Annotated in this window: 14 protein-coding genes; 12 read left to right on the forward strand and 2 right to left on the reverse strand. The window is 39.3% G+C overall.

Annotated elements, in window-relative coordinates; all coding sequences use genetic code 11:
* Window positions 1-4 precede the first annotated feature (4 nt).
* From ACQK2H_RS07940 to ACQK2H_RS07990, 11 genes are all read left to right on the forward strand, one after another.
* Window positions 5-544, forward strand: a complete 540-nt coding sequence (locus ACQK2H_RS07940) for an RNA polymerase sigma factor (RefSeq protein WP_425390901.1) — start codon at window positions 5-7, stop codon at window positions 542-544.
* 2 nt (window positions 545-546) lie between these two features.
* The gene (locus ACQK2H_RS07945) at window positions 547-1,455 is read left to right on the forward strand and encodes a hypothetical protein (RefSeq protein WP_425390902.1); all 909 of its coding nucleotides are present in this window, start codon (window positions 547-549) and stop codon (window positions 1,453-1,455) included.
* Window positions 1,456-1,495: 40 nt separating this feature from the next.
* Window positions 1,496-2,389 (forward strand): cell division protein FtsX, encoded by an 894-nt coding sequence (locus ACQK2H_RS07950; protein WP_425390903.1) that lies wholly within the window; start codon window positions 1,496-1,498, stop codon window positions 2,387-2,389.
* Between the two features lie 3 nt (window positions 2,390-2,392).
* Window positions 2,393-2,617: a DUF3098 domain-containing protein gene (locus tag ACQK2H_RS07955; protein WP_425390904.1), complete on the forward strand. Its 225-nt coding sequence runs from the start codon at window positions 2,393-2,395 to the stop codon at window positions 2,615-2,617.
* The gene (locus ACQK2H_RS07960) at window positions 2,614-3,399 is read left to right on the forward strand and encodes an undecaprenyl-diphosphate phosphatase (RefSeq protein ID WP_425390905.1); all 786 of its coding nucleotides are present in this window, start codon (window positions 2,614-2,616) and stop codon (window positions 3,397-3,399) included. Before ACQK2H_RS07955 ends, ACQK2H_RS07960 begins: the two co-directional genes overlap by 4 nt.
* Before the next feature lies 1 nt (window position 3,400).
* The gene (truB, locus tag ACQK2H_RS07965) at window positions 3,401-4,075 is read left to right on the forward strand and encodes a tRNA pseudouridine(55) synthase TruB (RefSeq protein WP_425390906.1); all 675 of its coding nucleotides are present in this window, start codon (window positions 3,401-3,403) and stop codon (window positions 4,073-4,075) included.
* Complete coding sequence (locus tag ACQK2H_RS07970) at window positions 4,062-4,988, forward strand: bifunctional riboflavin kinase/FAD synthetase (RefSeq protein WP_425390907.1); 927 nt, start codon at window positions 4,062-4,064, stop codon at window positions 4,986-4,988. The genes truB and ACQK2H_RS07970 overlap by 14 nt, the downstream gene beginning before the upstream one ends.
* Window positions 4,985-5,788: a M48 family metalloprotease gene (locus ACQK2H_RS07975; RefSeq protein ID WP_425390908.1), complete on the forward strand. Its 804-nt coding sequence runs from the start codon at window positions 4,985-4,987 to the stop codon at window positions 5,786-5,788. The genes ACQK2H_RS07970 and ACQK2H_RS07975 overlap by 4 nt, the downstream gene beginning before the upstream one ends.
* A gap of 28 nt (window positions 5,789-5,816) precedes the next feature.
* Window positions 5,817-6,146 carry a gliding motility protein GldC gene (gene gldC, locus ACQK2H_RS07980; protein ID WP_425390909.1) on the forward strand — a complete coding sequence of 110 codons (330 nt, stop codon included), beginning with the start codon at window positions 5,817-5,819 and terminating at the stop codon, window positions 6,144-6,146.
* Between the two features lie 277 nt (window positions 6,147-6,423).
* Window positions 6,424-9,381: a TonB-dependent receptor gene (locus ACQK2H_RS07985; protein WP_425390910.1), complete on the forward strand. Its 2,958-nt coding sequence runs from the start codon at window positions 6,424-6,426 to the stop codon at window positions 9,379-9,381.
* Window positions 9,382-9,470: 89 nt separating this feature from the next.
* Entirely contained in the window at window positions 9,471-10,439 is a 969-nt protein-coding gene (locus tag ACQK2H_RS07990) for a carboxylesterase family protein (RefSeq protein WP_425390911.1), read from the forward strand.
* A 269-nt stretch (window positions 10,440-10,708) separates the two neighbouring features.
* Here ACQK2H_RS07990 and ACQK2H_RS07995 read toward each other — a convergent pair whose 3' ends face one another.
* Window positions 10,709-11,803 carry a fasciclin domain-containing protein gene (locus tag ACQK2H_RS07995; protein ID WP_425390912.1) on the reverse strand — a complete coding sequence of 365 codons (1,095 nt, stop codon included), beginning with the start codon at window positions 11,801-11,803 and terminating at the stop codon, window positions 10,709-10,711.
* Between the two features lie 117 nt (window positions 11,804-11,920).
* Between ACQK2H_RS07995 and ACQK2H_RS08000 the strand changes: the two genes are divergently transcribed.
* The gene (locus tag ACQK2H_RS08000) at window positions 11,921-12,781 is read left to right on the forward strand and encodes an ion transporter (RefSeq protein ID WP_425390913.1); all 861 of its coding nucleotides are present in this window, start codon (window positions 11,921-11,923) and stop codon (window positions 12,779-12,781) included.
* On the opposite strand, the gene ACQK2H_RS08005 is transcribed toward ACQK2H_RS08000, so the two are convergent.
* Complete coding sequence (locus tag ACQK2H_RS08005) at window positions 12,778-12,921, reverse strand: hypothetical protein (RefSeq protein ID WP_425390914.1); 144 nt, start codon at window positions 12,919-12,921, stop codon at window positions 12,778-12,780. The genes ACQK2H_RS08000 and ACQK2H_RS08005 overlap by 4 nt on opposite strands.
* Between the last annotated feature and the right edge of the window lie 3 nt (window positions 12,922-12,924).

Genomic DNA, 12,924 nt, shown 5'->3' on the forward strand with positions numbered 1-12,924 from the left:
GTGTATGAAGGACAGTGAGATACTTGAGCGAATTAGTCGCGGAGATGAGCGTATATTGGATCACCTGTATAAGAAATATTACAGGATGATGACCAAGATTGTGCTCAGTAATAACGGGACTGAGGACGAGGCGAAAGACGTATACCAGGAGGCCTTACTCGCTTTTTGGCAGAAAGCTGCCAGTGGGAAGTTGGTTTTGACATCCAAGATCAGCACCTACCTGTATAGCATCTGTCTCAACCAGTGGAGAAAGGAATTGGATAGAAAAAGTCGTTTGAGTAATGAGGAAGTTGATCGTGAGGAGTTTCAAACGCATGACGCTAAAGAGCGTCTCAAAATAGTGATGCAGTGCATAGAGCAACTGGGGGATGTGTGTAAGAAAGTTTTGACTTACCACTATTTCGATGGGATGGGAATGCAGGAAATCGCTGAAAAAATGAGTTTTGCCAATACCGATACGGCAAAAACCAAAAAGTATAAGTGCAAGAAAAAATTAGATAGTTTAATAAAGAGCAAATACACCACTGAAGACTTTTTTGATTAGACATGACAAACCTACAGCAAGAGCAAATAGACCAATATCATTCAGGACTGATGAATGAGTCCGAAAAGGCAAGCTTCGAAAAGCAGCTTGAAGCAGATCCTGCATTAAAGGCAGAAAGTGATCTGCAGTCTGATATTATCAATGGTTTAAAAGAATACCGAAAAATTGAACTTAAATCCAGATTAGATGCGATCAATGTTGGTCCTACCTGGATGGAATTCGTGGGACAATCTACACTTATGAAATCAATGGGTGGTGTCATTGTTGCTTCTGTCATAGGAACAGGTATTTATTTCCTCGGGGATAAAAATGAAGCTGTAGAGACAACTACTCAAGTTGAGGTGGATGCACCGGTTACAGAATCAATAGAATATGTATGGAATTTGGGTGCAGAAAAAGAGGAAGTTTCTAATAAAGAGCTTGAGAAGCCTCAAATAAATCAAAAAGCTGTTATTGCTGAAAAAGTAGAAGAAACAGTTGTTTCTAGACCCCCTAGTTCTACTGAGGAGTTAGCGAATGTTGATCAAAATGAAACATTCAAGCCATCATTCGAAGCACCAACGGTTGATGATGTAACAGAAGAAACCAAATTTGAAGCAACCGGATTGGATGAGCTTCCGGAAACTACTGAAACGGTAGCTAAAGAAGATCCGATTGACGTAGAAACAGAAATTAGCAAAAGCAGTACGATAAAGTACAAATACTATGATGGTAAGCTTTTCTTAAATGGAGATTTTGACAAAGCTCCTTACGAAATTCTAGAGATCAACAGTGCTTCGGGAAGACGAATTTATGTTTACTATCTGGGCACATACTACAAAGTTGGTATTACTGATCGATTAACTGAATTACCTGTAGTAAAAGACCAAGATGTAATTAATGAACTTCAGTTGATCAGAGAAAACAAGTAATGTTCCAAAGCATTTCCATTTTGCCTAAATTCGTGGCTTAATGGAAGAGAAAAAAACCAGAAAAAAACGAAAGCTTGGAAGCTATCCCTTTGCCAGTGTGGTATTTAGTATCACATTGGCATTGTTGGTTTTAGGCCTTTTTGGTTGGTTGTTACTTCATAGCTCTCGCCTTGGAACTCGCATTCAGGAGAATATTGAGGTTCAGGTTTATCTAAATAAGAACATCTCACAGTCGGATATCACCAAGATCCGAACTGCCATTGCTTCCAAGCCATACACGCTGCTAAAAGAACAAACTCCACAAATTACCCTTATTACAAAAGAAGAAGCTGCACAGCAATTTGTAGAAGCAACCGGAGAAGACTTTAAAGATTTTTTAGGAGACAATCCCTTACGTGATCTCTTTGCGGTTAAGATCAAGGGTGATTATCAAGCATTGGATAGCCTCAATCAGATTAAAGCTGAGATCGAAGGATTCAGAGGCGTTTTTGAGGTCGAATATGAGGAAAGTCTGATTGAAAGCATCAATGAAAATCTAACCAAAATAGGTTTTATCCTTTTAGGAATTGCGATATTTGCTTTGCTCGTAGTGATTATTCTAATCAACAACACAATCAAATTGGCCCTATTTTCCCAGCGCTTTCTGATAAGGAGCATGCAGCTTGTGGGGGCAACCAGTTCATTCATTCAGCGTCCATTTTTGTATAGGTCAATGATGTACGGCTTTTTTGCAGGTGTGTTAGCTTGTGGAATAATCTACGGATTCACAATGTATATGAATAATATCATTGAGGGATTGGAAGAACTTCAGGATATAAATGGCTTCATTATGCTCTTTGCACTCATCCTTATCATGGGAATTCTCGTAGGATATCTCAGCTCTTTACGAGCCATTAAGAAATATTTAAAAATGTCACTAGACGAACTATATTAAGACATGTCAGAAAAGAGAAAACTAGCTTTTGAAAAAGCCAACTACGTTATAATGATCACAGGAGTGATCGTACTTGCCATTGGTTTTATTATTATGACTATGGATACCGAACCTTACGGGTTTGGATTTCTAGGGCTTACACTAGGGCCGATTGTAGTGATGTTAGGATTTCTAATCCAATTTGTAGCCATATTTTACAAACCAAAGTCAAATTCAGATTCTGAATGAGTTGGATTGAAGCCCTGATTCTGGGGATTATACAAGGGTTGACAGAGTTCTTACCGGTAAGTAGCAGTGGACACCTGGAAATTGGTTCTGTACTTCTAAATGCACAGAGCTCAGACAATTTACTTTTTGCAGTAACCGTCCATCTCGCGACCGCACTTGCCACTATGGCGGTATTCAAAGACGACATTTTGAATTTACTGAAAGATATTTTTAAGTTTCAGTGGAATGAGTCTACCCAATTTGCTGCAAAGATTATTCTCTCAATGATCCCTGTATTTGTTGTTGCAGTCTTTTTTAAGGATCAGATTGAAGCCCTATTTATAGGTAATTTGGTGCTTGTAGGATCCATGCTTTTGATAACAGGCGGACTTTTATTGTTTGCACATTATAAAAATGATGGTACCAAGTCTGTCGGGTTTGTCAGTGCAATTGTCATTGGAATCGCTCAGGCTTTCGCTGTATTGCCCGGAATTTCTCGTTCAGGATCTACGATTGCAACGGCATTAATCCTGGGAGTGGAGCGATCAAAAGCAGCTCGTTTTTCATTCCTTATGGTTTTAATACCTATTCTGGGAGCCAGCCTTTTAGAAATTTTAGATTATACGGAAAATACTGCAGCACATACCATTAGTATCAGCAGTCTCATAATCGGTTTTTTAGCTGCATTTGTTTCAGGTTTTATTGCTTGCAAATGGATGATTAAAATCGTGAGAAGAGGTAAGCTGACCTATTTCGCTATGTACTGTTTCATTGTAGGCTTAATAGCGATTGTTGCGGCATAACATGGAGAATAGTTTTGAAGAAGGACGACTTTTACTCATCAACAAACCCGTTGACTGGACATCTTTTGATGTTGTCAAAAAATTAAGAAACACCATAAAGGTTAAGAAGATTGGTCATGCAGGGACACTGGATCCACTGGCAACCGGTCTTTTGATTATCGGTACCGGTAAATTCACCAAAAAACTCAATGAGCTGCAAGGCCTTGATAAGACGTATGAAGGTATCATTGAAATAGGAAAAACCACTCCTTCATACGATCTGGAAACAGAATTTGACTCTGAAGCAGACTGGGCAGGGGTTACAAAAGAGATGATTGAGGAGGCAAGAGATAAACTTACTGGTAATATTCAACAAATCCCACCCGCTCATTCTGCTGTCAAGGTAGGAGGGGAGCGAGCGTATAAAAAGGCCCGAAAGAATAAAGAAGTAAATCTTGAGCCCAGGTCATTGACTATTCATGAATTTCAGGTCGATTATTCGAATCTTCCGGAGATCAAATTCAAAGTATCTTGCTCAAAAGGCACATATATAAGAAGTCTGGCTCATGATTTTGGACAATATTTAGGGGTTGGAGCTTATTTAAAAAAACTAGTTCGAACCTCTGTGGGAGAATATCAGTTGTCAGATGCAGTAGATTTGAATGCATTCATTCAAGAGCATAATGCAAGTAGTTGATCACATAGATGCGTTTGAAAAACCGAAATATTCGGTGGTGACTATAGGCACCTTTGATGGCGTACATATTGGTCATCAGACAATCTTGAAACGACTCGTTTCGGAAGCAAAGAAACATAATGGCAAAAGTATTCTAATCACCTTTTGGCCACACCCACGCTTCATTCTGAACAAAGATGCAGATAAGCTTAAGTTGCTGTCTACATTTGATGAAAAGGTGGCTATGGTAGCTGATCTGGGCGTTGACTATATTTTGAAAATTGCATTTACACCTGAGTTTTCAAATCTCTCGGCAGACGAATTTGTTCGAAAAATATTGGTCGAGAAAGTAGGTACCAAGAAGCTTTTCATCGGGTATGATCATCACTTCGGTAACAATAGAGAAGGAAATATTCAGTTTCTTCATGAACATGCCTCCGATTATGGATTTGAGGTTAACGAAATCTCTAAACAGGAAATAGACCATATTGGGGTCAGTTCAACCAAAATTCGAAGCACACTGGAAAGTGGAGAAATCCACTTAGCCAACTCACTGTTAGGTCGTCATTATTCCATAAAAGGAAAAATTATAGATGGGAATAAAAAAGGAAGGTCCATAGGTTTTCCAACGGCCAATATTGAAATACCGGAAAGTTATAAGCTATTACCTGCGGATGGAGCATATGCAGTTAGAGTCATTGTAGAAGATGAAAAATACAATGGAATGCTAAATATTGGCTTCAAACCAACGGTGGACGGAACCCAAAGAACCATTGAGACGCATCTGTTTAATTTTGATGCGGATATATATGGAAGGGAAATTGTCGTTGAATTTGTTAGATCATTGAGAAAAGAAATGAAATTTGCCAGCATCGAAGAGTTAAAAGATCAGCTAAGGAAAGACAAGGAAGCAGCATTAGAAATACTTTCATGAGATTAGGCTATGCTACGATATTGATTTGCTTTACAATGATATCCTTTACAGGGTGTAGGAAGACAGAAGACCTGGTTGATTTCACAGAAGAAGATGAAATCTTACTTGGAGAAAAACTTTCAGCTGCCATTGGAGAAAATGAGGATTATAATATGATTCCGGTAGATGATAATCCGACACTATATGGATATGCAAATTCCAGGCTGCAGGAGGTGGTTTCTTCATCCTTTATCACAAAAGGGTCTGATTTCAAATGGTCCTTGACACTTTATGAGGACGACACCAGGCATGCATTTGCTTTACCTGGAGGAAAAATATACATAAGCACCGGGATGATTTTTTACCTGGATAATGAAGATCAATTCACGGGACTTCTTGCCCACTTGGTGGCACATATCAATCAATCACACTTATCAGAAAGACTATTTTTTAAATATGGTGTAAACGGCCTAAAGTCAATTGCCCGATCCGGTGATCAGGAGGCTATCAATCAAATAATTGATGATATGGATCTGAGAGGCAATTTCATTCACTTGTCCAGGGTGCATGAATTGCAGGCAGATACCCTCGCTGTTTCAATTCTTTCTGAAACAACCCAATCATGCGCATCGGCCAATTTATTTCATTCCCGGGTTCTAAATATCCAGCCTGGCGAGCAGGCAGCCTATATCACCATTCATGGACTTAATCAGGAAAGAGTGGATGATTTAGAAAATACCATTACAGAAATCGGATGTGATGTTGCTATTGATGATGAATCTTCAACAAGGTACAGAGCATTCAGAAATGCTGTGCCATAAATATATTTTATCATAGAATCTTAAACAGATGAAAAAGTCAGAAATCAAATTCGTAGTTGAATTAGACAAGGAGAACATTCCTGAAAAAATAATGTGGGATGCAGATGAGAAGGATCAACCGGGATTATCTGAGACAAAATCCATCAGTTTGTCATTATGGGACCATGACAATAAAAATACCATGCGTATTGATTTGTGGTCAAAGGATATGCCAATGGATGAAATGAAGCATTTTTATATCGATTGTCTAGGTGGGCTTGCTCAGAGTGTTTTGAATGCTACGGGTGATGAATACATGAATCAGGAAATTTCGTCATTATGCGATAAGCTGGTTGAGCATGTCAAAAACGAAGGGTGACCATAGCTTTCTATGTTCCGCCTTTTACCCAAGTTCTAAAGGGAAGATGAAAAATCAACTTTAGCTCCCTTTAAGCAAGAGGTAATGCAAAACTAATTTTGTTACCCATTAAAAGGATTGAGGAAGCCATTCGGCTGTTCAATTCACCAAAAATCATTAATATTATGCATGCATAATAAAGTGTGAATGGAGATTCAACTTTATTGCCATATTGCTAGAATTTATGGTTAATTTTCTAACTAAAAGCTGAATTTTATTTGATAAACATCCAACCCTTATGAACCGAAACATAACCAAAATCATCTTATGTGCATGTATGATCCTGATAGCAGGATTTACCTACGCACAGACATCTGTCTCAGGAAAAGTAATTGATGCGGAAACAGGAGAGCCCTTGATTGGTACTCAGATCCTTGTGAAAGGAACAGTATTAGGAACCATTTCCGATGTGAATGGAGACTTTAATTTGTCCGTTCAATCAAGCCCTCCGATTACATTAATCATTACTTATGTCGGCTATGAGCGACAGGAGATAGAAGTGACTGCATCTGGTCAGACGCTTGACATACAGTTGGCAGAATCGACCTTATTGGGCCAGGAAGTAGTGGTATCTGCTTCTCGTGTAGAAGAGAATATTCTACAGTCTCCCGTAAGTATTGAGAAAATGGATATTCTGGCGGTTCAGAACACATCAGCACCAAGTTACTACGAAGGGATAGCTAACTTGAAAGGGGTTGATGTTGCTTCCTCAAGTATCAACTTTCAGATCATCAATGCACGTGGTTTTGGGTCTACCGGTAACACACGATTTGTTCAGCTAATTGACGGGATGGATACACAGGCACCAGCGCTAAATTTCCCAATTGGTAATCTAAACGGGCCATCAGTTTTAGACGTAGAAAGTGTTGAAATGATCCCTGGAGCCAGTTCAGCGCTCTACGGTCCTAACGCATTCAATGGAATTCTATTGATAAATAGTAAAAATCCATTTGAATATCAAGGTCTGAGTGCATTTGTAAAAACTGGTGTAAACCATGTTGGAAGTGATGCTGACCAGGATCCTGCACTAATGAATACTGTTTCATTGAGGTATGCAAAAGCATTCAACAACAAATTCGCATTTAAGGTGAACGCTACATACTCTGCAGCAGACGACTGGCATGGAACATCAACCTTTGACAGGAACGCAGATAATAATCCATTTGCAAGCATAGGGGGTGAGAATCCTGGAGCTGATCGATTACACCTGCATGGAGATGAAGCAACTATCAATTTAGCGATATTTCCATTTAGCTCAACTTTTGGTGCACTGGCAAGATCCAGGAATTTCGGACCAGGACTGAGTGCTAATAATTATGCTCAAGCCGGTGACCTACCAAATCATGTCGTTTCAGTAACACCATGGGAAGAAGAATACCTCGCGGATTACGGTGCTGAAAACCTAAAGTTTAATACGGGATTGTATTATCGATTAAATGACGATCTGGAGTTAAGTTATTTGTATAACGGCGGTTTTGGTACAAGTATTTATACGGGAGCTCAGCGATACTCCCTATCTAACTTTAGTATCCAGCAGCATCGTTTACAGCTTCGAGCAGATAATTTCTTTGTACGTGCTTATGGAACGTTTGAAGATTCAGGGGATTCCTACATTACTGAGTTTTTAGCGCTCAAAATGAACGATAATAGAAGTGGTGGCGGAGTTTCTACATGGCTTGCAACTTATGGAGTAAATTATTTAGAGTATTTGAATCAACAAGGGTATGATCCAGGTGATATAGCTGCGCTAAGGCAGTCTGACCCTTCAGCTGCATTATTGATAGATCAAGCTGCTCATAATTATGCAAGAGGTCAGAATGATAACAACTATTTTCCGCTAGATCCTATCGAGCAAGCTGCTGAGTTTGAGCGAATAAAAAATGAAGAGCTTGATGGTACTATTCCCTTTGGTCCAAAATTTAGTGATGCTACAAAGATGTATCAGGCAGACGCTCAATATGATTTCAAGAATCAAATTGATTTCATGGAATTCCAAATGGGGGGTAGTTTCCGAATCTTCGATCTTCGCTCAGATGGTACCATCTTCCCGGATCAGGATGGAGGAATCCAAATCAATGAATTTGGAGCATACATGCAAATGGGTAAACGAGTGACAGACAATCTTAAGCTTTCAGGATCTGTGAGGTTTGATAAGAATGAGAATTTTGATGGTCAGGTAAACCCTAGAATTTCAGCAGTATATACAGTTGCAGATAACCACAATTTTAGAGCATCGTTTCAGACCGGATTTAGAAATCCGACAACTCAGGGTCAATACATTGATTTGAATACGATCAGTACACGATTATTAGGTGGTTTGCAAGAAAACTATGATAGATACGATCTGGCTAGGACCAGTAGTACAGGAGTACCTCTTGCATTTACTGGTGGATCAGTGAGAGACTTTAGAAATACAATTTTCGCTACAGGCGACTTTGCTGCCGCTGCTGCTGAATTAGTAGAATTCACTGAAAGTGATGTGAGGCCAGTTGTACCTGAAGAAGTTCGTTCAATAGAGCTAGGTTATAAAAGCTTAATCGCTAATAAGCTTTTAGTTGATGCAGTCTATTATCACAATACTTATACTGATTTTATCACTCAGGTTCAAATTGTGGTAGCTAGTGAATACACGGATCAAACTGCACCTGATCCAGCACTTGTTGGAACTCCAAATTATGCCACCATTCTGAATGGAGAGGCATTGACACTAGCTAGTGGTGGGTCAACAACAGGTAATACCGCCCAGATATATACTAACCTGGATGATGAAGTTACTTCTCAAGGAGCGGCTATTGGATTGACCTATAATCTACCGAAGGGATATACTATTGGTGGTAACTACAATTGGAACACATTAGAAGGTGGGTTTACGGATAATAACCTGACTCAGTTTAATACTCCGGAACATAAGTACAATATTCAGTTTGGAAACAGAAAGCTTACTGATAAGCTAGGTTTTAATTTGACCTATAGATGGCAAGATGCATTTAGATGGGAGTCGTCTTTCGCCATTGGAGATGTGCCATCATACGGCACACTTGATGCACAAGTATCTTTGAAGCTTGAAGAACTGAAATCTATTATTAAACTTGGTGGATCTAACATCATGGGAGATCCATATATCCAAAGTCTTGGAGGACCGAACATAGGAACGATGTATTACATCTCCCTCACTTTTGATGAACTAATGAACTAGAGGAAATAAACAATTTCAATAAATAACTCTTTAAATAACCGCCATCTTATCTGATTTGGCGGTTTTTTTTAATTCAAATTAATTCAAATATGAAAAAGTTCTATTTACTGTTGGTAGCGGCAGTGTTTTTTGGGTGTAGTGATGATGATGGAACCATATCAGGGCGATACGTAGAAGATGTATTTGCTGATGCTGATATAACATTTGATATCAAATATGGAGAAGGAGCTGCATTAGTAGGGCCTGTGAACGACCTGTACCTTGATGTTTATGAGCCACAAGGTGATAGTGAGACAAATAGACCGCTAATACTTCTCGCTCATGGGGGAGCATTTATTAGCGGCACTAAGAATGCGATAAAAGATATGTGCATTGCTTACGCAAAAAAGGGTTATGTGGTAGCCAGTATGCAGTATCGATTGATTAATGATCCAGCTATTCTTAATGCTGATTCGGTGGCATATGCAGAAGGTGTGGTATTAACATTGTCTGATATGAGAGGTGCTATACGGTATTTAAGAAATGATGCATTGAATGCAAATACCTACGGGATAGATCCCAATATGATCATAATAGGAGGAATATCTGCTGGGGGCGTTATGTCTATGAACGTTGGATTTTTAGATGAGAATGATGCAGGCTATCCTGACTACTTAAAAGAAATTCAGGCACAGTATGGTGGATTTGAAGGTAATACAAATGATATAAATGTTTCTTCTGAAGTTCAGGGTATTATTAGTTATTCCGGTTCCGTATTTCGTGATGCCTGGATTGATAGCAATGATCCACCAATATTTATGGTGCATGATGAATTAGACGCTGTGGTGCCGTGTAATTATGAGGATACCAACGTGGTGCCATTTCCATTGTTTGCTTATGGATCTTGCTCTATAGTCGATGCTTTGACTGAAAACAACGTGGCTTATGAATTTGTACCGCTACCTGGTGAAACTAATCCACCTAATAATCATGTGACCTATTTGGGTGATGAGCAGGGTCAGGAATTAATTGATCAATCAGCTGAGTTTATTAATAAGATTTTGACTGGAGAGATTTAGAAGATAGATCTAATAGGGGAGAGTTTTGTTAAGCCTATGGGATTTCCTATAGGCTTTTTTTATGATTTATTTTATTCCGTTTTCTTGTTGAAATGCCTGAAAGACTATGGCTTTTCAAACACACACTCAGATTCTTAAGTGAGTTGGTCTAGCGTTTACCAACATAACAAAAGACTTGATTATTCGTATTGATCTCGGTGAGATTTCCTATTCACGAAAAAAGCCCGACCATATGGCCGGGCCTTAATTTTATAATTTCATCTATGGAATTAACGTGCAGTTCCGCTCGTTGCAGGTGCAAGAATACCAGCAATTACGTGAATTCTTCCATTAGATGCTGATACAGCATCTACAACAGCTACCTCAGCGTCGAAATTCGTGTATGTTGTTTGATCAGCAAGATCAACATCTCCGTTACTATCAATATAAACTCCTATACCATTGTCAGCTGGAATCGCATCTGTATTATTGAAGAATAAAAGCGATCCACCACCAAATGTATTGAATGTAGATCCTGTAGTAAGGTCATCTGGTCCTAAAGTGTTGATATTATCATCTGTTCCACCACCTTGGCCTACGACCACATGATTTCTGATGTATGCATCCCACTGAGCTGCAGTTAGTGTTTCAGCTGTAATTTGAGCTGCCTCAAACGTTGCATTTGTTGGAGCGAAGACAGTTAAGTCTTGAGCTGCTACAAGAGCACCCAGAATTGTTTCAGCTTCATCCTTGCCGGCATCAGCTTTAGCAATACCAGAAGCTAAAATTGAGAAGTCAGCTCCTAACAACACAGGCTGAGCAACTGTACCTAAAGTTTGTACAATAGCAGCGCCGATAGTTGGAGGTACCATTACCACATCGATGATGTGAACAACTCCATTAGTTGCCTGGATATCAGTGATACTGAAAGTTGCATCACTTGTTGCTCCTGAAATAATAGATGGTCCACCACCAACTTCAAAAGTCTCTCCTTGCAGCGTAGTGAAAGTTGCACCTTCTACTAGGTCACTAGAAGCAATTACCTGATTAGCCACATGGTATGCAAGTACTGCAGTTGCGATATCATCACTCACAGTACTGAAATCTTCAAGTCCCAAAGTTCCAAGAAGTGTTGATAACGCAGCATTGGTAGGAGCAAATAGCGTAAGTTCTCCATCTGCTTGTAAAGAAGCATCAAGGTCAACAGCGATAAGCTCTGATTCAAGAGAAGATAGATTATCTCTTCCTTCTACTATTTCCCAAATGGTTTCGGTTGGAGCCGGCTCGCCTCCATCATCATCACTACAGCTGGATATAAAGATGATTGATGCCATTACGCCAATTAGCGTAAAGGCCTTAAAATACTTCAAAATCGATTTTTTCATTGTATTTGGTTTTAGTTAACGTACGAATTTAAAATTAATTAATTAATCAATTAAGTTGCGAAATGTTTGGTAACAAGACACAATTCAACTCGAAAACGTTGACAGAATTCTAAAATTATGTCCCAGCCAGAGTTTAAATACTTCCCAAAGATCCGAAAACAGCTATTTACCGTCGTTTTTGGCACAGAAACCAGAGCCGGAAAACTCTTTGATATCATATTGCTGTGGGCGATAGTTTTAAGCGTGCTCATTGTGATGCTGGAAAGTGTGAAGGAGGTTCGAGATAGTTTTGATAGTTGGTTTTTCGTGGCTGAGTGGTTTTTTACCGGGCTGTTTACCATAGAGTATATATTAAGACTTGTAATCACTGCTAAGCCTGGAAAATATGCCTTTAGTTTCTTTGGTATTATTGACTTGCTTGCTACGCTACCTACCTATCTAACGCTTTTTGTGGCAGGTGGGAGCTACCTGGTGGTTATTAGATCCATTAGATTATTACGGATTTTCAGAATACTAAAGCTTGGTAGATATTTAAGAGAGGCCTCTGTGCTTAGTAATGCACTTGTCGCAAGTCGCCATAAGATATTGGTTTTTTTAGGAGCAGTTTTTACGCTGGTGATGATTATGGGGACGCTCATGTACATGATTGAGGGAGGGGAAAGCGGATTTACAAGTATCCCCAGAAGTATTTATTGGGCGATTGTGACGATAACCACCGTGGGCTATGGGGATATCGCGCCACAGACAATTACAGGGCAGGCAGTTGCATCTATGTTGATGTTAATGGGTTATGCAATTATCGCAGTTCCAACAGGCATTGTCACATCTGAAATTGCCACAGCGGAGAAGAATAAAAAAGAAATGGAGCAGAGTAAAAAGAATTTGGAGCAGAGCTCCGGAAGATCATGCACAGCTTGTGGGGTAAAAGGACATGATGAAGATGCCATCTACTGTAAGAACTGCTCAGCCAAACTCTAGGCAGATGGCTTATTTCTGAATGTTCGTATCACCAACCAAACGATGAATATCGAAAAAATAATGACCAGAAATACGTTAGCTGCATCCGAAATAGTAAGCGAATCAACCCAATCAGTGAATTTAGTGTCTTGTTCCTCCATAAT

The sequence above is a fragment of the Ekhidna sp. genome, assembly GCF_965228795.1.
Taxonomy (GTDB): domain Bacteria; phylum Bacteroidota; class Bacteroidia; order Cytophagales; family Cyclobacteriaceae; genus Ekhidna.